22 protein-coding genes and 3 tRNA genes are annotated in these 23,818 nt (G+C 34.9%); 8 read left to right on the plus strand and 17 right to left on the minus strand.

Features of this window, described 5'->3' with window-relative positions; all coding sequences use genetic code 11:
- Nucleotides 1-147 precede the first annotated feature (147 nt).
- The 16 genes from L0P31_RS04660 to htrA all read right to left on the minus strand — a co-directional run bounded on the left by L0P31_RS04660 (nucleotide 148) and on the right by htrA (nucleotide 17,089).
- A complete protein-coding gene (locus tag L0P31_RS04660; protein ID WP_238095983.1) occupies nucleotides 148-627 on the minus strand; it encodes a sigma-70 RNA polymerase sigma factor region 4 domain-containing protein in 480 nt (159 codons plus the stop codon).
- A gap of 120 nt (nucleotides 628-747) precedes the next feature.
- Nucleotides 748-2,706, minus strand: coding sequence for an ATP-dependent zinc metalloprotease FtsH (gene ftsH / locus L0P31_RS04665; protein WP_238095985.1), 1,959 nt, complete (start codon nucleotides 2,704-2,706; stop codon nucleotides 748-750).
- A gap of 15 nt (nucleotides 2,707-2,721) precedes the next feature.
- Nucleotides 2,722-3,264, minus strand: coding sequence for a hypoxanthine phosphoribosyltransferase (hpt, locus tag L0P31_RS04670; RefSeq protein WP_000892172.1), 543 nt, complete (start codon nucleotides 3,262-3,264; stop codon nucleotides 2,722-2,724).
- Nucleotides 3,265-3,268: 4 nt separating this feature from the next.
- Nucleotides 3,269-4,546: a tRNA lysidine(34) synthetase TilS gene (tilS, locus tag L0P31_RS04675; protein WP_001209052.1), complete on the minus strand. Its 1,278-nt coding sequence runs from the start codon at nucleotides 4,544-4,546 to the stop codon at nucleotides 3,269-3,271.
- Entirely contained in the window at nucleotides 4,543-5,811 is a 1,269-nt protein-coding gene (locus L0P31_RS04680; RefSeq protein ID WP_004255257.1) for a serine hydrolase, read from the minus strand. Before L0P31_RS04680 ends, tilS begins: the two co-directional genes overlap by 4 nt.
- A complete protein-coding gene (locus L0P31_RS09365) occupies nucleotides 5,804-5,926 on the minus strand; it encodes an SP_0009 family protein (RefSeq protein ID WP_000429334.1) in 123 nt (40 codons plus the stop codon). Before L0P31_RS09365 ends, L0P31_RS04680 begins: the two co-directional genes overlap by 8 nt.
- A 4-nt stretch (nucleotides 5,927-5,930) precedes the next feature.
- Complete coding sequence (locus tag L0P31_RS04685) at nucleotides 5,931-6,299, minus strand: septum formation initiator family protein (RefSeq protein ID WP_000041905.1); 369 nt, start codon at nucleotides 6,297-6,299, stop codon at nucleotides 5,931-5,933.
- Nucleotides 6,292-6,558 (minus strand): RNA-binding S4 domain-containing protein, encoded by a 267-nt coding sequence (locus L0P31_RS04690; RefSeq protein ID WP_001234978.1) that lies wholly within the window; start codon nucleotides 6,556-6,558, stop codon nucleotides 6,292-6,294. The genes L0P31_RS04685 and L0P31_RS04690 overlap by 8 nt, the downstream gene beginning before the upstream one ends.
- A 57-nt stretch (nucleotides 6,559-6,615) precedes the next feature.
- Nucleotides 6,616-10,119, minus strand: coding sequence for a transcription-repair coupling factor (gene mfd / locus L0P31_RS04695; protein WP_238095988.1), 3,504 nt, complete (start codon nucleotides 10,117-10,119; stop codon nucleotides 6,616-6,618).
- Entirely contained in the window at nucleotides 10,120-10,689 is a 570-nt protein-coding gene (gene pth, locus L0P31_RS04700; protein WP_004255263.1) for an aminoacyl-tRNA hydrolase, read from the minus strand.
- Between the two features lie 73 nt (nucleotides 10,690-10,762).
- Entirely contained in the window at nucleotides 10,763-11,878 is a 1,116-nt protein-coding gene (ychF, locus tag L0P31_RS04705; protein ID WP_001218713.1) for a redox-regulated ATPase YchF, read from the minus strand.
- Nucleotides 11,879-11,962: 84 nt separating this feature from the next.
- Complete coding sequence (locus L0P31_RS04710; protein ID WP_000285186.1) at nucleotides 11,963-12,157, minus strand: DUF951 domain-containing protein; 195 nt, start codon at nucleotides 12,155-12,157, stop codon at nucleotides 11,963-11,965.
- A gap of 64 nt (nucleotides 12,158-12,221) precedes the next feature.
- Nucleotides 12,222-13,358, minus strand: a complete 1,137-nt coding sequence (dnaN, locus tag L0P31_RS04715; protein WP_000581174.1) for a DNA polymerase III subunit beta — start codon at nucleotides 13,356-13,358, stop codon at nucleotides 12,222-12,224.
- Between the two features lie 158 nt (nucleotides 13,359-13,516).
- The gene (gene dnaA, locus L0P31_RS04720; RefSeq protein ID WP_238095990.1) at nucleotides 13,517-14,878 is read right to left on the minus strand and encodes a chromosomal replication initiator protein DnaA; all 1,362 of its coding nucleotides are present in this window, start codon (nucleotides 14,876-14,878) and stop codon (nucleotides 13,517-13,519) included.
- A 213-nt stretch (nucleotides 14,879-15,091) separates the two neighbouring features.
- Nucleotides 15,092-15,850, minus strand: a complete 759-nt coding sequence (locus tag L0P31_RS04725; protein ID WP_238095992.1) for a ParB/RepB/Spo0J family partition protein — start codon at nucleotides 15,848-15,850, stop codon at nucleotides 15,092-15,094.
- Between the two features lie 57 nt (nucleotides 15,851-15,907).
- Nucleotides 15,908-17,089: a serine protease HtrA gene (htrA, locus tag L0P31_RS04730; protein ID WP_000681589.1), complete on the minus strand. Its 1,182-nt coding sequence runs from the start codon at nucleotides 17,087-17,089 to the stop codon at nucleotides 15,908-15,910.
- A 183-nt stretch (nucleotides 17,090-17,272) separates the two neighbouring features.
- Here htrA and rlmH point away from each other — a divergent pair, with 183 nt between their 5' ends.
- The 7 genes from rlmH to L0P31_RS04765 all read left to right on the plus strand — a co-directional run bounded on the left by rlmH (nucleotide 17,273) and on the right by L0P31_RS04765 (nucleotide 20,457).
- Entirely contained in the window at nucleotides 17,273-17,752 is a 480-nt protein-coding gene (gene rlmH / locus L0P31_RS04735) for a 23S rRNA (pseudouridine(1915)-N(3))-methyltransferase RlmH (RefSeq protein WP_000695928.1), read from the plus strand.
- Between the two features lie 43 nt (nucleotides 17,753-17,795).
- Nucleotides 17,796-17,869 (plus strand) — tRNA-Arg (locus L0P31_RS04740).
- 165 nt (nucleotides 17,870-18,034) lie between these two features.
- Nucleotides 18,035-18,160 carry a competence-stimulating peptide ComC gene (comC, locus tag L0P31_RS04745; RefSeq protein WP_000799685.1) on the plus strand — a complete coding sequence of 42 codons (126 nt, stop codon included), beginning with the start codon at nucleotides 18,035-18,037 and terminating at the stop codon, nucleotides 18,158-18,160.
- Nucleotides 18,161-18,180: 20 nt separating this feature from the next.
- Nucleotides 18,181-19,506 (plus strand): competence system sensor histidine kinase ComD, encoded by a 1,326-nt coding sequence (gene comD, locus L0P31_RS04750; protein ID WP_238095994.1) that lies wholly within the window; start codon nucleotides 18,181-18,183, stop codon nucleotides 19,504-19,506.
- Entirely contained in the window at nucleotides 19,503-20,255 is a 753-nt protein-coding gene (comE, locus tag L0P31_RS04755) for a competence system response regulator transcription factor ComE (RefSeq protein WP_000866073.1), read from the plus strand. Before comD ends, comE begins: the two co-directional genes overlap by 4 nt.
- Before the next feature lie 51 nt (nucleotides 20,256-20,306).
- A tRNA-Glu gene (locus tag L0P31_RS04760) sits at nucleotides 20,307-20,378 on the plus strand.
- A gap of 5 nt (nucleotides 20,379-20,383) precedes the next feature.
- Nucleotides 20,384-20,457 (plus strand) — tRNA-Asn (locus L0P31_RS04765).
- A 40-nt stretch (nucleotides 20,458-20,497) separates the two neighbouring features.
- On the opposite strand, the gene L0P31_RS04770 is transcribed toward L0P31_RS04765, so the two are convergent.
- A complete protein-coding gene (locus L0P31_RS04770) occupies nucleotides 20,498-21,040 on the minus strand; it encodes a TetR/AcrR family transcriptional regulator (protein ID WP_001158274.1) in 543 nt (180 codons plus the stop codon).
- Between the two features lie 127 nt (nucleotides 21,041-21,167).
- On the opposite strand from L0P31_RS04770, the gene L0P31_RS04775 reads away from it, so the two are divergent.
- The gene (locus L0P31_RS04775; protein WP_238095996.1) at nucleotides 21,168-23,810 is read left to right on the plus strand and encodes a YhgE/Pip domain-containing protein; all 2,643 of its coding nucleotides are present in this window, start codon (nucleotides 21,168-21,170) and stop codon (nucleotides 23,808-23,810) included.
- Nucleotides 23,811-23,818: the final 8 nt, after the last annotated feature.

Genomic DNA, 23,818 nt, shown 5'->3' on the forward strand with positions numbered 1-23,818 from the left:
AACCCGTGTTACCGCCGTGAAAAGGCGGTGTCTTAACCCCTTGACCAACGGACCTGAGTTGTTATTTTCAACTCTTACTATTATACCGGCTTTTTCTTTTTTGTCAACATCTTTTTCTAATTTTTTTCATTTTTTTTGCATAGCTTCCTACCGGGTTCGGATATCAAACTCTTTAAACACAATACGTAAGTCTCTTAACACTCTTTGACGTCCTCGGAAACATTCATTTCTTAAGACGCGTTCTAACTCTTCTTGTTGCTCTTTACTTTGTTTGTTTCTATAATCTCTTAGTGTTTCATGAAAGAGATAGTAATCATCCAGCCAGAGACCTCCCTCGCTTATACGATGACTAATTTCACCCACTTCTTCATAAGGTTCTTTATCATATCTACGTTTTTGACTTTCTTGTTTACGGATATAGTCTAAAATTCGATTTCGGAACTTGGTTTTGAAATATTTCCTTAAACGAGGGATATCTTCTACCAAACCTTCTTCTCTACTGATTAATTCATGTAAGCAGATCATTCCCTCTTGATCCCAATCCGATAGCTCCCATAAATGAAGGTAATATTCATTTCTACACTTATATACAATTCCTTGGACTTCTTTATACAATTCTTTAAGCATAATCTTCCCCTTTCTAGATACAGTTTAACAAATCTAAAAGCTAATTGGGTTCATTTCATCCATTCTGCACCCTTTACCTCCTCAACTGCACAAAAAAGAGAGGATACGCCTCTCTTTGGGTTATTTTTCGTCATTCATTTTTGACTTTACTTCATCATAAGATAGTGCATGAGATTCCTCTTCTACTGTTTCAGGCATCTTTCCTGTTTCGTAAAGAGATTTAATTTGTGTACTATCCAACGTTTCGTATTTCAATAATGCTTCTGCAATCAACTTGTGAGTTTCACGATTTGACTGAATAATTTCAGCAGCTTTATTTCGTGCTTCATTCAATAATGAACGAACCTCTTCGTCAATTTCATAAGCTGTTTGTTCTGAAATTGATTTTTGAGGACTTTGTGCACCAAACATGGCATGATTTCCTTCATATTGAACTGGACCAAGTTTTTCACTCATCCCGTACTCTGTAACCATTGCACGCGCCATTTGTGTCGCTTGTTCAAAGTCGTTTGAAGCTCCTGTAGTTTGGACGTTAAAGATAATTTCTTCAGCTACACGTCCACCCATCAAGCCAGCCAATTGCTCTTTCATATCTTCTTTAGATAGAAGCATTTGATCTTCCTTAGGAAGTGCAATCATGTAACCACCTGCACGACCTCTTGGTACAATTGTAACCTTATGAACAACACGGGCATTCGATAAGACTAGACCAACAATGGTATGTCCTGCCTCATGGTAAGCAACCAATTCACGTTCTTTTTGTGAAACTGTCTTATCTTTCTTAGAAGGTCCAGCAATAACTCTATCTTCTGCTTCATCAATATCAGAAGCATCAATTATCGATTTATTGCGACGAGCAGCAACTAGAGCCGCTTCATTCAATACATTCTCTAAATCAGCACCAACAAAACCTGGAGTTTGTTGAGCTACTAATTTCAAATCAACATCTTCTGCTAAAGGCTTGTTCTTAGCATGAACTTTCAAGATTGCTTCACGACCTTTAACATCAGGACGGCCAACCAATACTTTTCTATCAAAACGTCCTGGACGCAAAAGGGCAGGGTCAAGTACATCTGAACGGTTTGTCGCAGCGATGACAATAATCCCTTCATTACCCTCAAAACCATCCATCTCAATCAAAAGTTGGTTCAAGGTTTGTTCACGTTCGTCATTACCTCCGCCGAGACCGACTCCACGTTGACGTCCAACAGCATCAATTTCATCAATAAAGATAATAGCTGGTGCTGCTTTTTTTGCATCTTCAAAAAGAGAACGAACACGACTAGCTCCAACTCCGACAAACATTTCTACAAAGTCAGAACCTGAGATACTAAAGAATGGAACACCTGCTTCTCCGGCTACTGCCTTAGCAAGCAAAGTTTTACCTGTTCCCGGAGGTCCCTCCAAAAGAACACCTGCTGGAATACGGGCTCCAAGTTTTGTAAATCGTTTTGGATCTTTTAAGAATTCAACGACTTCAACTAATTCTTGTTTTTCTTCCTCAGCTCCAGCAACATCTGAAAATCTTACTTTAATATCTTCTTTATTTGCAGCTTTAGCCTTGCTACGTCCAAAACTCATTGGGTTACGACTATTATTTCCTCCCATATTTCCCATCATAGAGAATAGGAAGAAGAAAAGAATACCGAATGGCACAATGGATACAAGAATATTAATCCACATACCACTTGAACTTTCATGCTTAACAGTTACTTCCGCTTTATGGTCAGAAGCAAGTTTTTGCAATTCGGATACTGTAGTATCTGAAGGAAGAATAATACTTGAAAATTTCTCTACTGTTATGGCAGAAGGAGAAAAGAACTGAATTCCTGTTTCTTCTTTACTTGTTTTAGGATTTTTATATACACCCGAAACTTCGATAACACTACCATTTGGTTGGTAAGTCAATTCTTTTACATTGTCATCGGTAATTTCTTTTACCAATTCTGTATAATTAATTTGCTCACTTTTCCCTGCAACACTACCTGTACTAAAATACTGGTAACCTGTAACTAGGAAAAAAATAAGTAATAACCATAGAAAAGGATTTTTAATTAAACCATTATTTTGTTTTTTCATTAAAAATTGTTCTTTCTAATTTGAATACACTTCTTCTTTCAATACTCCAACATAAGGAAGGTTACGATAATTTTCTTTGTAGTCTAAACCATAACCTACTACAAACTCATTTGGGATAGTAAAGCAGGTATAGTCTGCCTCAATTTCTACAACACGTCCTTCTGGTTTATCCAACAAGGTGGCAATGTTAACAGAAGCTGCATCTCTTGCAATAAACATATCTCGCAAATTCTTCAAAGTTTGACCTGTATCGATGATATCTTCTACAAATAGAACATGTCTTCCTTTGATATCTTGAGTCACATCTTGCTTTATATTGATGACACCACTACTTGCTGTCCCACCATGGTAGCTAGAAACCATCATGAAGTCCATTTCAATATGTGTATCAATATGTTTGACCAATTCAGCCATAAAAGGAATAGATCCTTTTAAAATTCCAACTAAAATTGGATTTTTTCCTGCATAGTCTTTAGTGAGTTGAGCACCTAATTTTTTAGCAGCTTCTGTAATTTCATCGTGTGAAACGAGGATTTTTTTAATATCGTTTTCTAACATTTTTTTACCTATCTATTTTTTCTATATAAAGTACAGTGTTCATTATATCATTTTTCGTGTTTTTACTCAAATTACTGGTCGCAATTCCCAAAATTGAGACAATTTCACCAAATTGCTCAATAATCAGAGCTGATTTTCGCTTTTCCATAGGGATTTTCAAATCAATAAATAGACGTCTGAGTTTTTTTCTATGCCCATTTTGAATCAAAAAATCTCCTGTTTTCCGATGACGAATGTGTACTGATGTTTCCCGTGAAACAGGTACCTGCTGAATTAATTCACCATCTAAAGGAAGTCCAAAGGAAAATAAATATCCTTGATAAGATACCTGATTTTGATAGTGTAACACAAGTTCATCTTCCTTTTCATCAGACTGAGGACTGATTTTACAAATCCGAAACTGTTGATACTCTTTTACTAATTCATAACCATTTTTAAGCGGATGACGATACTGGCTTTTAGTTTTTAAAATTTGTCTAACTTCTTCAAACTGAGCTTTTGTAAGATTCAAATCTGGAAAATGATTCAGATAAGTTTGAAGTAAAACTCTTTGTGTCGACTCAGAGTAAGACAATAGCTGATATAAATTTTCTACATCAATATTTTTTGATAATTCAGCTATAGCTAAGTCATAATCTAAAATTTCATTACCGATACTTAAGATTGCATCTCTAAATCTAGGATTTTCTTTTTCTAATTCTGGTAAGTATGAGTTTCGAATACGATTGCGAAAATAATGATTTTCCTTATTTGATGTATCTTCAAAATGAAAAATTGATAGGAAGTCTTTTTTCTGAAAATGCAAGAAGGGACGAATGATTTCTATCTCTCCGACTACTTGCTTCTCCTTAATTCCTGATAGATAGCGCAAACGAGTTCCTCGAATCAAGCGCATCAAAATCGTTTCCACCTGATCATCAGCATGGTGGGCAGTGACTAAGGCTGTCGCACCTGTCTTTTTCATGACCTCTTGAAAAAAATCATAACGAAAATTTCGTGCACGCGCTTCTGAAAATTCTCCTGAAAAATTGCTGATATAAATAGGAAGCTCTGCTTCAGCAGCTAACTTCCTTAATTCCTGTTCTTCCCAATCTGATTCTACTCTCTGCTTATGATTCACATGAGCTAGAATCAATTCAATTTCTAACTCTTTTTGATACGTAGATAACACCTTAAATAGAAACATAGAATCTAATCCACCAGAAAGAGCTAGAACCACCTTAGCATGCTTTTTGAAATATCCCTTCTTGAGAAAATGATTTAAAAAATCTTGTTCCCTCATTTTAGAACCTCATAAACATCTTTGGCTATCTTAGAAATCGTATCATAATCAGAATTTTTAGTGAAAATAGAAAGAATAAATGGAGAATCTGCATAGACAACACCTGTATCATGCTTAAATTCATCCGCATCTCCAATTTTATGAGCTACTTTAACAGAAACACCTTTGGCAATTCTCTCATTATCAAAATCTGTTTTAGTCAAAGACTCCAATACAAATCCATTTTGATTATAAATTGCCTCCATAACCTTCCCAGCCATCTTAGAAGAAATCAATTTTTCTTTGGAATCCCAATCATCTCCCATAATAGCAGACATCTTGGATTTGAATGTGGCATCAGATTGGTTTGAAATGTAATATCCCAATAGATTATGAGCTACATTATCAGATTCTTTTGATACTTTCGTAATTAAATCCTTTAGAGAATACTCTTTATTATCCTCTTTTTTAGGAAGACTACCACTTCCTTCTGGTTTATAGGAACCTGGAAAATCATTGACTGCAGATATGTATTTTACAGTCGTATCTAACTGATAAAGACCTTCATTTATTTTTTCTTGCGTATAATAAAGATAAGGGAGTTTCAAAACACTAGCCGCATACATCTTTTCATCTTGATTGATACCAGCTTCTTTTCCAGTAGTCAGTTGCTTAACATAAATAGAAAATGAATCCTTCTGATATTTTTCCGATAACATTTCTTGGACTTTACTCATCCGATTATCTTCTTCAGAAGTTGATTCTTTAGCTACCCATCCAGCCTGATCAATATGTAGAAATTCTCTTCCTTCTACAAACATGGTCTTATCAATTGATACTTGCGAATAAGCTGATAAGGATGATTTCACTTCTTTTAAGTCATAAGGACTATTGTACAGTTTAAAATCAGATTCTAACCATACTTTTTTTATTGTTGGAGTTACCTCTGATTGATCATATAAAAATCGTTTGTCCGCAGCTATAAATTGATGATTTGATAGCTTAAATACCGGAATTCCTTGTTTATTTAAGTGCCACTCGGTTATTTGAAAACTTGTTTGGGGAGTCAATTTTCCAGATTCCACTACTAAATCTTCATTCGCATAAACAGGAACCTCTCCATAAACCATGGGAGAACTTAATTTTTCTCTAAAATAAATACCAAAGTCAGATTGTGAAAGGTAATAAATTTCTTTCGAAGTATAGACGACTTCTTTTTCTGTGCTAACGACTTTTGAAATAGTCAAAAAACTCGGTAGCAACAAAATAATTAAGAACTTACGCATTCTTCCTTTCCTTTTCTTCTTGTAAACGCAATAATTGATTTTTATCAGCCAACTCTTCTAGTTTTTCATCCGATAGACTCAAAAATTGCTCTATTACATCTAATAAATTTTCCATTTTATCACCTTGGGAGCAAGTCAGGAATCGTATAAACAGCTTCCCGATTCTTAGAATAATAATATTTTGCACGCATGTATTTAGCAGCGTAATCTTCATCTTTCAACTTTGTAGCAAAAGCTGTCTCTTTCTCCTTTTCCTCACTTAAGGTTTGATACTGAGTTTGCAAGTCTGATAACTGTTGACGTCTTTGGAGTAATTGGTGATAACTTTGAGCAAGATTATAAGTTGGTAAAATGAACAATAAAATCATCAAAATAAGAACCCAACCCATGAAACGATTACGTTTTTGTCGTTCTTTCATCAGATAGCGACGACGTTGGTGTTCATTTTGAATAAAAGAATTATTCAATTGTACGATATTTTTAGACATTTTCTTCTACCCGTGTTTCACTGATAATTTCATACATGCCTGCTGCATCTTCTTTTTTTGTACTATCTTTCATCTCCAGTACTTTTACAAGTAGCAACTTATTTCCAAATCGAATTTCAACTTGGTCATTAACTTTCAAATCCGTTGAACTTTTTGCCAAGATTCCATTTACCTTGATTCTACCTTTATCTGCTACTTCTTTTGCGACTGTACGACGCTTGATAATTCTTGATACTTTTAAATATTTGTCTAATCTCATTTTTATTACCTCAAATTATTATTGTACCATTTTTATCCCTTTTATAGAAGAAAAATGTTAAAGGGAAATTGCTTCCTTTGATTCTTTTATCTCTAATAAACTTTCTCCAAAAATGAGCAGACCTTCTAAAATTTCATAGTCCTTCTTGTTTCGGATGTCAAATACAACTTCCATTAATCCCTTATTCTCAGTTATGGCTGCTTTTAAATTCGTTGCAGATAAAGATTTAAAATAATCTTGAGCCAAAAACAATCGCTGAGTGACTTTTTCAAATTGTACTGTAATCTTATTATCTTTTCTTTCCACACGTTGAACAAAGACCTTGTCAAGATAAGACTTAACCAAACCAATCTCTAAAAGATAGGCTACCACGTCTGGGTACTCTCCAAAGCGGTCCATCAACTCTTCTTGTAACTCTTCATAGTTGGCACGGTTGTCAATTTGACGAATTTTCTTGTAAATTTCAATCTTATGTCGTTGATCAGAAATATAGGTATCAGGAAGATAGGCATCAATTTGTAAAATCAACTCAGCATTCCCTTTGGTTCTTGTGTTCCCATTACCATGTCGTTTAGCAATAGCTTCCTCCAATAATTGCGAATACAATTCAAAACCAACAGAATCAATGAAACCAGACTGGGATTTCCCTAAAAGATTTCCTGCTCCGCGAATCGAAAGATCTCGCATTGCAATCTTAAATCCGGAGCCCAATTCTGTAAATCCTTTGATTGCTTCTAATCTCTTTTCAGATACTTCACTGATTGATTTTTCCGGACGATACATGAGATAAGCATAAGCAATACGATTACTACGACCAACTCTTCCTCTTAACTGATACAAGGTTGACAAGCCCATATGGTCCGCATTTTCAATAAATAAAGTATTGGCATTTGGAATGTCCACCCCTGTCTCAATAATGGTAGTTGTCACCAAGATATCATACTGACCTTCAATGAAATCTAGTAGAGTATTTTCTAACTGAATCTCACTCATTTGCCCATGAACATACCCAATTGAAGCCTCTGGAATCAACTCCTGTAATTCTGAAACCTTCTGATCAATTGTGTCAACTTTATTGTAAAGATAGTAAACTTGACCTCCACGGTCCATTTCACGTAAGACAGCATCACGAATCACACTATCATTCTTTTCCAAAACATAGGTCTGAACAGGATAACGATTAGTCGGCGGAGTTTCAATAACAGACAAATCTCTGATTCCCAGCATAGACATGTGAAGGGTACGAGGAATTGGCGTTGCTGTCAAGGTCAGAACATCTACTTGTTTTTTCAGTTCTTTCAAGGTTTCCTTATGCTTGACACCAAATCGCTGCTCCTCATCAATAATCATTAAGCCCAAATCAGCAAACACAACATCTTTTGACAAAACACGATGTGTTCCAATCAGAATATCAACTTGACCCTTTTTCAATTTTTCAAGTGTTTCAGTCTGCTCTTTTTTACTTCTAAAGCGACTCAACACATCAATATTAACTGCAAAATTTTGGAATCGTTCCTTAAAATTCGTATAGTGCTGTTGCGCTAAAACCGTCGTCGGAACTAGAACGACAACCTGTTTGTGATCATTGACTGCCTTAAAGGCTGCACGCATAGCAACTTCAGTCTTTCCAAAACCAACATCCCCAACTAAAAGTCGATCCATTGGTTGAGAAGCCTGCATATCTCTCTTGATTTCCTCAACACTACGAAGTTGATCATCCGTTTCAACATAAGGGAAGGCATCATCAAAAGCATGTTGATCCTCATCATCAGCTGAGAAAGCAAAACCCTTCAACTGGCTGCGCTCAGAATAAAGTTTGATTAAATCGTCAGCTATATCCTCTACCTGGTTCTTAACTTTTTGCTTGGCTTTTTTGAAATGACCGTCATTTAATTTATTGAGTTTAGGAGCTTTACCGTCACTTGAAACGTATTTGGAAAGTAGATGAATCTGTTCCACTGGGATAGAGATTTGATCCCCGTTTTGGTATTGAACACTGACATAATCACGGTGAATCCCTTTGATTTCAATTGTTTCAATCCCTAGATATTGACCAATTCCATGGATATGGTGAACAACGTAATCTCCTTTTTCAAGTTCATTGTAATCTTTTAATCTCTCTGCGTTTGAAACATGTTGTCTTCGAAAACGACGTTTCAATTTCTTTTGAAAAATCTCATGTTCAGTTATCAATAAAACCTTTTCATCTACAAAATGAAAACCATGTCTGAGATTACCCTCAATTAAGTTTACAGATTCTTTACAAACACTTGACTTATCTCTAGAATCCAATTTAATCTGGTATTCCTCTAAAACATCCTCCAATGTTTTACTTCCCATTGAATTGCTAGACTGCAGGATAATAGTATAATCCATTTTTTTGTATCGCTCAATTTCTTCTTTTAGAAAAGAAAATTGATTGAAAAACTCCTGCATAGGATATTGATTAAATTGATAAATTTGGTCAAACTTGAGATTGCCTAACCCCTTTTGCAGATTAGAGAAAAAGGTAACCGGACTCTGCTTTTTATAGATTTGCTCTGTATCTGCAAAATACTGCATCTCAGAAAATGCTTTACTGTTCTGTAATTCTTCTGTAAAGTATTGTGCTAACTCCCTTTCAAAGACTTCATACTGATTCATCAATTTCTGATAATCATCAAAGAATACTGGGGTATCTTTTTCAATATAGTCAAAGACAGTCCATGTCTTTTCATAGCACAAAGATAAAAACTTCCGTGAATCTGAATGTATTTGTTTTTGGTAAAAACTTGAAAGAATTTCTTCTAGATAGGATTTCAAAATCGGTGATAACGTTTTTGAAATTTGTTTTTCTAAAGCTGACTGTCCTCGTTGATAATCCTTTTCTCTCAAAAGCATATCACTAGCTGGAAAGATAGTGAGTTCTGTCTGATTTTCTTTCGATAATTGTGTTTCGACTTCAAATAACCTAATACCATCAATTTCATCACCAAAAAACTCAATTCGGCAAGGTTCTAACTGGGATATTTCAAAAATATCTAAAATATCTCCTCGTATACTAAACTCTCCCTGAGTTTGTACTTGTGTAACTTTTCGATAGCCTATCTCTTTTAACTGATGGATAAGTGCGTGTTGGTCATATTCTTCACCAACTGTTATTTTTACAATACTATCTTTAAATATATTGGGAGACGGTAAAATCAATCGACTTGCTGCGATATTACAAACTAAAATCCCTTTCTTAGATGAATCAGTCAAAAAACGCAAGGCTTCAACCCGTGAAATGATTTTTTCTTGTGAAGACATCAAAAACTCGACCATAGGGGAGTCATCTACCAAAAATGGATAGATAAGTTCCTCACCCAAGACAGATATAAGATCACTAACAAGTCCTTCTGCTCCTCCATAAGTTGACGTCAATAACACAATCTTATCTTCCTGTCTCAAACTACTAGCAATTGCTAAAGCTTTTGTAGAAGTTGACAATCCTAACATTAATTGTCTTTTCTTATCTGTCAGTTTTTGATGCCATTTTTTTATCTGATCATTTTCTGAGAATAAATCTAATAAGGCCACCATTTATCCGTTATACCTCTGCATCGTTTTTTCAAAGTTTTTCTCTTGTAAATAGTAGTTTACAGAATCGTCAACTTTGTCAATAGACTGTAAAATACCAATATAATCATCCTTGTCAAACTTACTCAAAACATGGTTAACAACTGACATTCCATTTTTAGGTCTTCCGATTCCAATCTTAACACGATTAAATGTCTGGGTTCCAATATGTTGAATAATAGACTTGATACCATTATGACCACCTGCGGATCCCTTTGCTCTTAAGCGAATCTTTCCAACTTCCATGTCAAGGTCATCGTAAATGATGAGTAAATCTTCAATATCCAAACCATAATAAGTTAATAAAGCATGAACCGCTTTTCCACTTTCATTCATAAATGTCGTTGGTTTGACAAGATAAATTTTTTCTCCATTTAGGAAAAAGGATGCTAGGTCAGCTTGAAATATTTTATCATGTGTAAAAGTGACATTCTGTTTCTTCGCTAGTTGGTCAATCAACATAAAACCAACATTGTGTTTTGTTTCAAAATATTTATCCCCTGGATTTCCTAATCCTACAAGTAATTTGGTCATTTATTTTTCCTTTCAAAAGCCAAAAGGGTTGGAATTTTTTTCCAACCTAATTGACACTATTCATTAATTTTTTTTAGACATTAAAGCGGAATTCCATAATATCGCCATCTTGAACAATATATTCTTTTCCTTCTTCACGCAAGCGTCCAGCTTCTTTTACAGCCTTTTCAGATCCGTATTTCACTAGATCCTCATATGACATAGTTACTGCACGAATAAATCCTTTTTCAAAGTCTGAGTGGATAATACCAGCTGCTTGAGGAGCCTTCATACCACGTTTAAAGGTCCAAGCGCGAACTTCTTTTTCACCAGCTGTGAAGTAAGTTCCCAATCCAAGTAAGTGGTAAGCTGCACGAGTCAACTTGTCAACGCCTGACTCTGTCAAACCAAGTGCTTCAAGAAACTCTTGCTTATCTTCTTCGTCTAACTCAGAAATTTCTTCCTCAGCACGCGCAGAAATAACGACTACTTCAGCATTTTCTGTCGCTGCGAATTCACGAATTTGTTTAACATAGTCGATAGAGTCAGGTTCTGAAACAACATCCTCATCCACATTGGCAACATAGAGCACTGGTTTAGTCGTCAAAAGGAAGAGACCTTTGACAACTTTTTGTTCTTCATCTGTAAATTCAATAGTTCGAGCTGATTTTCCATCTTCTAGGACTGGTTTAATCTTTTGAAGAACATTAAACTCAGCTACTGATTCTTTATCTTTTTGCGTACGTGCCATCTTTTCTACACGCGCATAACGCTTATTAACTGATTCTAAGTCAGCAAGAATCAACTCCAGGTTAATAGTATCAATATCTGCAAGTGGATCTACAAAGGCGTCTTCACGTCCTTGCTCGCGCATCACATTTTCATCATCAAAAGCACGAACTACGTGAACAATCGCGTCTACTTCACGGATATTAGCCAAGAATTTATTCCCTAGCCCTTCTCCTTTTGAAGCTCCTTTTACAATTCCTGCGATATCTGTAAATTCAAATGTTGTTGGAACTGTCTTTTTAGGAGTGATCATTTCAGTCAATTTTTGTAGGCGTTCATCTGGAACCTCAACCATTCCAACGTTTGGATCAATCGTCGCAAATGGATAGTTTGCAGCCTCTGCTCCTGCTTTTGTAATTGCATTAAATAGTGTTGATTTACCAACGTTTGGCAAACCAACGATACCTGCTGTTAAAGCCATATTTTCTCATTCTCCGTTTTTATTTCAATCCCTAATATTATAACACAAAAAGGGAAAACTTGCTAACCCTCTAACTGAGGGGTTTCAGTCAATAATTTTATTCATTTTTCGATCAAAATCATAGCGCCCCATCATGACAACATGGTCACAATTGCTACATTTAATTTTGATATCTGCTCCTACACGTGTAATTTCCCAACGATTGGCCTTTTTACCTGTTGACTTGATGGTGCAAGCATGTGGTTTTTTCATTTCAACAAAATTTCCAACTTGATACATACTACTCTCCTTTTCTTTTTCGATTATATCATAAAAGAGGCGAGCCAGGCTCAACCTCTTTCACTTAATTTGTACGAACTGGTGTAATGAGCTGCATGAAGTCTTCATCAGTGTCTGCTGGCACAAGAGTAAATGGACGAACAGCTGAGATAAAGCTAATGGTCACCTTTTCGCTATTTAAAGCCTTAAGAGAATCAATCAAGTAAGTTGGGTTGAAACTAATAGTCAAATCTTCACCAGTCACCTGATCAGTATCGATTTCTTCGTTTACTTTACCAACTTCTGGAGAATGAACATGGGCGCTAACAATACCACCTTTAATTTCAAGCTTCACAGTACCATTTTGAGTCGCACTTGATAAAAGGCGAGCACGCTCCATTGACTGACGTAAGTTTACCACATCAAAAGTAATAGTAGTGTTAAAGTCTGTCGGAATCAAGCGATCTGTATCAGGATAGTTACCTTCTAACAAACGAGTATAGAAGCTAATATTTTCGCTTCTAAAGAGGATTTGATTGTTGGCAAAGAAAATCTCTACAGTTTCAATATCGTCTGTAAATACTGCTGAAAATTCGCGTAGAGAACGGCTAGGAATCACGACATCAAAATCATCACTATTTTTTTCAAGAGTCAATTTTTTCTGGCTTAGACGATGAGAGTCTGTTGCAACTGTTTTTAACTCTTTGTGTTGGCTCAATACAAAATGAACACCTGTTAAAATTGGACGACTTTCTTGTGTACTTGCAGCAAAAGCTGTTTCATTGATAATTTTCTTGAGTAATTTTGTTTCAAGAACCAAAGGAGTGCTTGCTGAAATTTCTTGGATTCGTGGATATTGTTCACTATCTTTTCCTTTTAGGGTAATTTCTGATTTACCGCTGGTTAAAACAATTTGATTTTGTTCAATTTCTTTAAAATCAAGAGTCACATCAGGTAGACTAGATACAACATTGATGAAGAAAGAAGCTTCAAGAAGGATCGAACCTAAAGAAGTAATTAACAAACCAGCATCTTCATTTTTTTGAGAAATAAAATTTTCAATTGAAATTTGACCATTTGAACCAATTAAAGTAACACCTTCATTGGTTACGTCAATTTTTACGGTTGATAAAATAGGAATGGCATTTTTAGAGCTAATAGCTCTCTTAGTAGTATTTAAGGCTTGTAGAAATAAATTTTTATTAATTGAAAAATGAATCATGGATTCTCCTTTATTTATTTTTAGTATTAGAAGGATAATAGTAATAATAGGGTCTGTGAAATCTGTGGAAAACAGACTTTAAACAAGTCATATCAAGTTTTTTGGCTTGTTTAAAAAATGTGGATAAAAAAGATAATAAAGTAAAAGTTATCCACAAGTTATTTAATTTTCTTTTTGATGGATTCAATTTCTAAACGTAAATTATCGTCTTCATCAATCAAAGATTTAATTTTGGCATGGGCATGTATGACTGTTGTGTGATCTTTTCCACCAAATTCCTTCCCAATTTTTGGAAGACTATTATCTGTTAATTCTCTAGATAAATACATGGCTACTTGACGGGCCAAAACAATATTTTGAAGGCGTCTGCTTCCCTTCATTTCTTTGACACTAACACCATAGAAGTTCCCTACTTCAGTTTGGATTTTATCAATTGGAATGACGAGGATTTGGCTAACATCTTGTTTTCGAGCTCTAATAGCTTCTGCAGCGATATCGATAGTGATATCCTTAATCTTCTTCACTCTGGCAATTAAAGTGATGTCGTTTATTGCTCCTTCAAGTTCTCGGACGTTTGAATCAAATTGACCAGCTAGGTATTCTAGGGTATCACTTTGGAAATGGTAGTCTAAATTCTCTGTTTTGCTTTGTAAAATGGCAATACGTGTCTCAAAGTCAGGTGGTGTGATGTTTTGCGTCAAGCCCCAGCTAAAGCGCGTGACAAGTCTTTCTTCAAGGCCCTCTAAGTGTTTAGGGCTACGATCACTAGTCAGAACAATTTGTTTTTGATTGTTATGGAGAACATTGAAAGTATTGAAAAATTCTTCCTGAGTTGCAACTTTTTTTCCACTCAGCGATTGAATATCATCAATTAACAAGAGATCGAGGCTACGGTAGGTTTTTTTGAACTTATCCATTTCACCCAGTCTCAGATGTTCAAGAAAGTCGTTTATAAAGCTTTCAGCAGGAATGTACTTAACACGCGCATCAGGAATATTTTTCAAAATCTCATTCCCAATTGCATTGAGTAAGTGAGTCTTACCAAGGCCAGGTCCTCCATAGATAAAAAGAGGATTATAGGTCAAGGCTAAATCTTCAGAAACAGCCAAAGCGGCTGATACTGCCCAAACATTCCCATCCCCTTGAATAAAATTATCAAAGGTATATTTTTCTTTTAATCCAGTATCCGAATAAGGAATAGATGCTAACTTTGGACTATAGTCATAAAGAGTTGAATTTGGAGCTTCTTCAACTTGTGAGACGGTAGTATATTGAGGTTTGATGAAAATATAGTGGGGAGTTATCTCAGCATCATAAATTTCAAATCCAGCAACTACAATAATATCTTTTAGTTGTTTTTCCCAGACCATTTCCATTTCAGATCGTGGTAAAAATATAGTGGCAACATTTTCCTCTACCTTGATGAGTTCAGCTTGAATAGCATAGAAATCATACATGGATCGAGTCAGTCTTTCTTGAGCAAATTCTAATATACGATTCCAAAATTGTTTTTCTTTCAATCCTTTCTCCTCCTTTACTATTTAAAAGTTTAATGCTAGACTTATTTTACCATAGATAGCAAGAATTTTCCACAAGCTGTGAAAAATAATCCACAATGTTATCAAGTTTTATCCACAGCTTGGGGATAAAAGCAGAAACTATTGATTTATTAAGCTTTTTATCAAAAAAATTAGTGGATAACCTTGTGAGATAAAAAAAATAAAAGAACAGCCTTATTTCAGGCTGTTGATAATTCTACTGTATTCTTCTTGATTTGAAAAAGAAATAATGATTTTTCCATTGTCTTTTTTAGACAATTTGATTTCTACATCTAATCCGAGTAGTTTTTTTAACTGTTCTTCTTCATTTTGTATGAAATAATCATTTTTTTTCTTTTTCTTTTGTTTTTTCTCTGTCAGAAGAGCTTCTAACTTCCTTACAGAAATGTCTTCATATATAATCCGTTGAAAGAAATAGTCTTGTTGTTCCTTATTCAAGCCAACTAGAGAACGTGCATGGGCTTGTGATAGTTTGCCATTTTCTACTTCTGAGAGGATATGTTCTGGCAAGGACAGCAAGCGAATAGAGTTGCTGATATATGGACGAGACTTCCCCATTTTATCTGCAATTTCAGCATGGGTAAATCCTTTCTCTACAAGAGATTCATAGGCGCGTGCTTCTTCTATTGGATTTAAATTTTCTCTTTGTAAATTTTCAATGATGGACTGGACCATCATCTCTTGGTCTGAGAGCTGTTTAACAACAGCTGGGATAGACCTTAGACCAGCTAAAAGTGAAGCCCGATAGCGTCTCTCTCCTGCAAGGATTTCATAACCAATAACAGGAGATTGACGAACAATAATCGGTTGAATGACCCCATTTTCTTTGATAGACTGTGCTAGTTCATGTAGTTTTTCTCCATCAAATTCTTTTCGAGGTTGATAGGGATTTTTTTGTATATCCGTGATAGAAATCATTTCAAATTTTTCCATGATTCTACACTAACACATCTTTTCTCTTATGTAAAGCTTTCTTTACATAGATGTTAATTAAGATTCTAAATCACCTGAACTCTTGTCAAGTTTAATAGATGTAGTTTCTTCTTTACCGTTACGATAGTAAGTTATCTTAATGGTGTCTCCGATAGAATGATTGTAAAGAGCACTTTGTAAGTCTGTTGATGAAGCAATGTCTTTGTCATCTACTTTTGTAATAACATCGTATTTTTCAAGGTGACCATTGGCAGGCATATTACTTTGTACAGAACGAACAACGACACCAGATGTTACGTTACTTGGAATATTCAGTCTTCTAAGATCACTTGTATTAATATTTGAGAGATTGACCATTTGAATTCCCAAAGCTGGACGAGTCACTTTTCCGTTCTTTTCTAACTGTTCAATAATATTGATAGCATCATTTGCAGGGATTGCAAAACCAAGACCTTCTACAGATGTTCCTCCATTTGTTGCAATTTTACTTGAGGTAATTCCGATAACCTGTCCTTGAATATTGATTAGTGGGCCACCAGAGTTACCTGGGTTAATAGCAGTATCAGTTTGGATGGCTTTTGTAGAAATGGCTTGTCCATCTTCAGATTTTAAAGATACATTTCGATTAAGACTAGATACAATACCCTGAGTGACAGTATTTGCATATTCAGAACCCAATGGGCTACCAATAGCAATGGCAGTTTCTCCTACGGTTAACTTGCTAGAATCACCAAACTCAGCTACTGTTGTCACTTTTTCTGAAGAGATTTTGACGACAGCAATATCAGAGAAAGTGTCCGCTCCGACAATTTCTCCGGGTACTTTAGTTCCATCTGACAAACGAATATCTACTTTGCTGGCGCCATTTATAACGTGATTATTGGTGACGATGTAAGCTTCTTTGTCATTCTTTTTATAAATAACCCCAGATCCTTCACTAGAGATTTGCTGAGAATCTGTGTCAGTATCATCATTACCAAATACGCTATTTTGTCTGTTTGCTGAATAAGTAATAACTGAAACAACAGCATCTTTTACTTTGTTAACAGCCTGTGTTGTTGAATTTTCATTCTTATAGGCAGTCTGTGTAATAGTACTATTGTTGTTAGAGGTACTTACAGTACTTTTTTGAGTTAGTTGGTTTATTGAAAAGCTACCCAAGGCTCCACTAATAAAGCTAATGACGATAACGACTAATAATTGAAACCCTTTTTTGTAAAATGTTTTTAAATGTTTCATATTTGCCTCCATATTTTTGAATTACTGAAAGTATAAACTGACTAGCTTAATTATAACTTAAACACAAAAAGTTTTTCACAGATTGTGGATAACTTTCAAAAATCTGTGGTTTTCTCGGCTAAAATTAACCTTTTGTTTTGTGAATAAGATGTGAAAAAATAGAGAATATGTTAGAATAGAGTCATGAAAATTAAAGTTGTAACAGTTGGGAAACTGAAAGAAAAGTATTTGAAAGATGGTATTGCAGAGTATTTAAAACGAATTTCTCGATTTGCTAAGCTTGAAATGATTGAGCTAGCAGATGAAAAAACACCAGATAGGGCCAGTGAATCAGAAAATCAAAAGATTTTAGGAATAGAAGGTCAGAGAATTTTATCAAAAGTTGGTGACCGTGATTTCGTGATTGTGTTGGCTATCGAAGGGAGAACTTTCTCCTCAGAAGAATTTAGTAAGCAGCTAGAAGAAGCTTCTATAAAAGGATTTTCTACTCTTACATTTATTATTGGAGGGAGTCTGGGATTAGCACAGGATGTAAAAAAGAGAGCCAATCTCTCTGTTAGTTTTGGCCGTTTAACCTTGCCCCATCAGTTAATGAGACTAGTCCTTGTTGAACAAATCTATCGGGCTTTTACAATACAGCAGGGCTCGCCCTATCATAAATAGAAAATTGACTTTCAATTGAATTTTTGGTAGAATAGCTATATTAGGTCTCATAGCTCAGCTGGATAGAGCATTCGCCTTCTAAGCGAACGGTCGCAGGTTCGAATCCTGCTGGGATCAATATAGTAGCAAAGCTGGGAATTTTCCCGGCTTTTTTCTTAAAAAAGTACACTTGGGGAGAAAAAAATGACAGTTGAGAGAATTTTATCTAAAACGAAATTCCATTTTGTATAATAGTTTTTGTAAGTTAGCTTACAAGAAAAAAACATTTAAGGAGATTTTATTATGAAAAACACAGTTAAATTGGAACAGTTTGTAGCCTTGAAGGAAAAAGACTTGCAGGAGATTCAAGGTGGGGAAAGTAGACTTCCAAAAATCCGCTTTGATTTTATTTTCCCACGAAAAAAGTAATGAAATAAGGGGAAAGAGTAATGAATTTATTTGGAGTTGGGTTAGTTATTGTTTATTTTTTAATTATTAGTCACAGTTACCGTTTAATTTGTAAAGGTCAAATAAATAGAAAAGAACTATACGTTTTTAGTGCTTATATATTACTAACAGAAATAGTACTTGATTTTCCATCATATCTTCTACATTTAGATGACTTAGGGATTGTAAAATTTTTATTTCCTTTGATATTATATTCCTATTTTCGATGGATTAAACAGTATGAGAGGGATAGAGGACTATTCCTAAGTTTACTACTATCTCTTTTATATGAGAGCACTCATAACTTTTTGTCCGTAACTTTATCCTCTCTAACAGGAGACAATTTTGTTTTACAATATTATGAACCATTCTTTTTCCTTGTAACGGTGTTGACTTATGTCGTTATCTTAAAAATCATTCATTATTTCCATTTGGATCTAAACTATTTTGATAAAGACTACCTCTATCCTTTCTTGACAAAAGTATTTTTTGCTTTGCTACTGCTCCATATTGTATCTTTCGTTTCAGATATGGTAAGTACGATTAAACATTTGAATAGTTTTGGAAGTATTTTATCATCTATCGTCTTTATTTCTCTCCTTTTAACCTTTTTTGCAATGAATTCACATAAAGATCAAATGGAGAAAGAGATTGCTTTGAAGCAGAAGAAATTTGAACAGAAACATTTACAAAACTACACAGATGAAATTGTCGGTTTGTATAATGAAATTCGTGGTTTTCGACATGATTATGCTGGGATGCTTGTCAGTATGCAGATGGCAATTGACAGTGGTAATTTACAGGAAATTGACAGAGTTTACAACGAAGTTTTGGTTAAAGCCAATCACAAACTGCGCTCAGATAAGTACACTTACTTTGATTTGAACAACATAGAAGATTCAGCTTTACGAAGTTTGGTTGCTCAGTCCATTGTCTATGCTCGAAATAACGGTGTAGAGTTTACACTGGAAGTAAAAGATATAATTACTAGACTACCAATAGACCTTCTGGATTTAGTTCGTATTATGAGTGTTTTATTGAACAATGCTGTCGAAGGATCGGCTGATAGTTATAAAAAGCAGATGGAAGTAGCAGTTATTAAGATGGAAACTGAAACAGTGATTGTGATTCAGAATTCATGTAAAATGACGATGACTCCTTCAGGAGATCTATTTGCTTTAGGATTCTCTACTAAGGGAAGAAATCGCGGAGTAGGATTAAATAATGTGAAAGAACTACTGGATAAGTACAACAACATTATTTTAGAAACAGAGATGGAAGGCAGTACATTTAGACAAATCATTAGATTTAAGAGGGAATTTGAATGAAAGTTTTAATTTTAGAAGATGTTATTGAACATCAAGTGAGACTAGAGAGAATATTGGATGAAATTTCGAAAGAATCGAATATTCCAATATCATACAAGACAACGGGAAAAGTTCGTGAGTTTAAGGAATATATCGAAAATGATGAAGTAAACCAGCTTTATTTTCTAGATATTGATATTCATGGAATTGAGAAAAAAGGGTTTGAAGTTGCTCAGTTTATTCGTCATCACAATCCTTACGCTATTATCGTCTTTATCACCAGTCGATCAGAGTTTGCGACTCTAACCTATAAATACCAGGTATCAGCCTTAGATTTTGTTGATAAGGATATCAATGATGAGTTGTTTAAGAAGAGAATTGAGCAAAATATCTTCTACACGAAGAGTATGTTACTTGAAAATGAAGATGTTGTAGATTATTTTGACTACAATTACAAGGGAAATGATTTAAAAATTCCTTACCATGATATTTTGTATATTGAAACGACAGGTGTCTCTCATAAATTACGCATTATTGGTAAGAATTTTGCCAAAGAGTTTTACGGTACCATGACAGATATTCAGGAAAAGGACAAACATACTCAGCGATTTTATTCTCCTCATAAGTCATTTTTGGTAAATATAGGCAATATCAGAGAAATTGATCGAAAAAACTTAGAAATTGTTTTCTATGAAGACCATCGTTGTCCTATTTCAAGATTAAAAATTAGAAAATTAAAAGATATTCTAGAGAAAAAATCTCAAAAGTGATTGACAATTAGTAAGAAATTGATATAATGGTTATATCTGCTACAGATAGAAGGTCCGTTGGTCAAGGGGTTAAGACACCGCCTTTTCACGGCGGTAACACGGGTTCGAATCCCGTACGGACTATTTTATCCGCCATAGCTCAGTTGGTAGTAGCGCATGACTGTTAATCATGATGTCGTAGGTTCGAGTCCTACTGGCGGAGTATAGATAAAAGGGAACACAGTGTTGTTCCCTTTTTTGCATCAATTCGTATCACCAAGCATCTTCATGAGGAAGTCTGTTATTTCTTGAGGACTTTCTTTTTTTCCATGTGCAATCCAAGTTTGGCAAACACCAAAAAGTGCGTGAGTTAGATAGATGCTACTGTATTCTAATTCAGTGGTATTGAGATTCAGTTGTATAAATCGTTTTTGTAAATCTGTACTGAGCATGATATGAAGTTTATTTCTTAAGAAATTTTGGATTTCTTTAGTCCCATTTTCAGAAAGAAGGGCAGCTAGAAGTGGTTCTGACTCTAGATATTCAAATACTTCTAGAATAGCATCTCTTTTGTGATGAGCATGTTTTTGAAAAATATATTCAAATGTATGAAATAGCTTGCTTTGATAGTGCTCAATCATATCATACTTATCCTTATAGTGAGTATAGAAGCTGGAACGACTAATTCCAGCTTTTTCTGCTAGCTTGACAGTAGAAATTTGATCAAATGGCTGTTCCATGAGTAATTGTACCATAGCATTTTCAATAGTTCGCTTTGTTTTTAAGCGTTTGTTACTTTCTTGCATACTTCCTCCTTGTGAACAAATTAGACTATGTGTCTAAAAATTGATTTTTTATCTTGTAATTTAGATTTTTTAATGTATAATCTATTATATCAAAATTTTAGACAATATGTTTAAAAAAGGAGAAACTATGTTTAAAGAATGGAAAGCAATTTTTAAAAAACCAACCTTTATTATTGTCATGATAGGAATTTCTCTTATTCCCGCTCTGTACAATATCATATTTTTATCCTCAATGTGGGATCCATATGGTCAAGTGTCTGACTTACCTGTGGCAGTTGTCAATAATGATAAAGAGGCCTCTTATAATGGTAATAGCATGTCTATAGGAAAAGACATGGTGTCTAATTTAGAGCAAAATAAATCATTGGATTTTCATTTTGTAGATGAAGAAGAAGGTAAGAAGGGTCTAGAAAACGGTGATTATTATATGGTAGTCACTTTGCCAAGTGACTTGTCTGAAAAAGCAGCTTCTATTTTAACGGATCACCCTGAGCAAATGCAAATCGATTATCAGACTTCAAGTGGTCATAGCTTTATTGCCGGCAAGATGAGTGATTCTGCAATGACACAATTAAAGCAGAGTGTTTCTACCAATGTAACCGAGACCTATACTAAAGCTTTATTCAACAAAATGGTCGATTTAAAGGATGGTATGAGTCAAGCAGCTTCTGGAAGTGAAAAACTAACTGATGGAGCGAATCAGTTAGTGGCAGGAAGTCAAACATTAACTATTAACCTAAACTCTTTAGCAGCTTCAAGTTTAACATTTTCAAATGGAACGGAGCAGTTTACTAAAGGATTATCCTCTTATGTCTCTGGTGTTGAACAACTTCATCTTGGCTTAGGGAATTTTAATAGTGGTTTAGTTACATATACTGGTGCAGTGAGTCAATTAGATAGTGGGTTAGGTCAATTATCTTCTAAAAGCCCTGAATTAGTGAGGGGAATTAATCAATTATATACTGGTGTAGAATCTTATACTGGCGGTGTTTCTAAGCTCAATGCTGGTCTTAATCAATTTTCATCTGGTGTTAGTGCCTATACAAATGGAGTGGGAAATCTTGCAACAGGTGCTAATCAGTTATCTAATCAATCAGCTACACTTCGAATGGGTGTGGAGCAATTAAGTGAAGGGATTCAACAACTTTCTAGCAAGTTAGATACTTCGTCTGAGCAAAAAGATCAAATTAATAAATTATCTTCTGGTTTGAATCAGTTAAATCAAGCTATTCAAAATATTGATGTTGGAGATACAAAACAATTAGATTCTGTTTTATCAAGTATAGTATCTCTTTCTAATCAAATGTTAGCAAGTGTTCAGTCTGATAAAGCGACTACATTAGCCAATATTCAATCGACAGCAGCTTATCAATCATTGACAAGTGAGCAACAAGCTGAGATAAGCGCTTCTGTATCTCAAAATTCGACTGATAGTATTCAATCGGCTCAGTCAATTGTAGCTTTAGCTCAAGGTTTACAGGGAAGTTTGGAAAACTTACAAAATCAGTCTTTTAATCTTTCGACTTTAAAAAATCAAGCTAATCAAGTATTACCTATCGCTTCTAGTTCTTTGACAGAATTGTCAAGTGGATTAACAGAGATACAAGGAGCTGTTGCTAGCAAATTAGTTCCTGCCAGTCAGTCTATTACATCAGGTGTAAATGCATATACTGCAGGTGTTGATAAAGTTTCTCAAGGCGCAAGTCAACTAAGTGAAAAGAATTCCACCTTGACAGGTAGTTTGGACCAATTAGTTTCAGGCTCAACTACCTTGACACAAAAATCTTCTAACTTGACAGCAGGAGTTGGTCAATTAGTTGAAAAAACTCCAGAATTAGTGTCTGGTATTGAAAAATTATCAACTGGCTCTAACCAATTGAATCAAAAGAGTCAAGAATTGATAGCAGGAGTTGATAAATTGCAATCAGGCTCTAGCCAACTAGCTGACAAATCCAGTCAGTTAATTTCAGGTGCTTCTCAATTAGAAAGTGGAGCTAATAAATTGGCAAATGGAGCTGGGAAACTAGCAGAAGGTGGAACAAAGTTAACTTCTGGCTTGGAAGGTTTACAGACAGGAGTTGCTTCTTTAGGACAAGGATTGAGTAATGCCAGTGATCAACTCAAATCAGCATCTACGGAATCTAAAAATGCAGAGATTTTATCAAATCCTCTCAGTCTTTCCAAAACAGACAATGATCAAGTTCCTGTAAATGGAGTTGCAATGGCTCCTTATATGATATCAGTTGCTCTTTTTGTTGCAGCAATATCAACAAATATGATCTTTGCGAAGCTGCCTTCAGGACGTCATCCAGAGAGCCGTTGGTCTTGGTTGAAATCTAGAGCTGAAATAAATGGTATGATAGCTATTTTAGCAGGGATTTTGGTATATGGAGGAGTTCATCTTATTGGTCTAACTGCTAATCATGAAATGAGAACATTTATTCTCATCATCTTAACAAGTTTAGTATTCATGTCTATGGTTACAGCTTTAACAACATGGAATAGCCGTATAGGAGCTTTCTTCTCTCTTATCTTGCTTTTATTACAGTTAGCATCAAGTGCAGGTACTTACCCACTTGCTTTGACAAATGATTTCTTTAGAGCCATTAATCCTTGGTTACCAATGAGTTATTCAGTTTCTGGATTACGAGAAACAATCTCTATGACAGGAAATATTCATCAGCAAGTCATTTTCCTAGCTGTCATACTAGCTCTATTTACTGGTTTAGGTATGCTAGCCTATCAACCTAAGAAAATGGAAGAATATTAAAAAAATCG

This window comes from Streptococcus mitis (genome assembly GCF_022137125.1).
In the GTDB taxonomy this organism is placed as follows: Bacteria; Bacillota; Bacilli; order Lactobacillales; family Streptococcaceae; genus Streptococcus; species Streptococcus mitis_CE.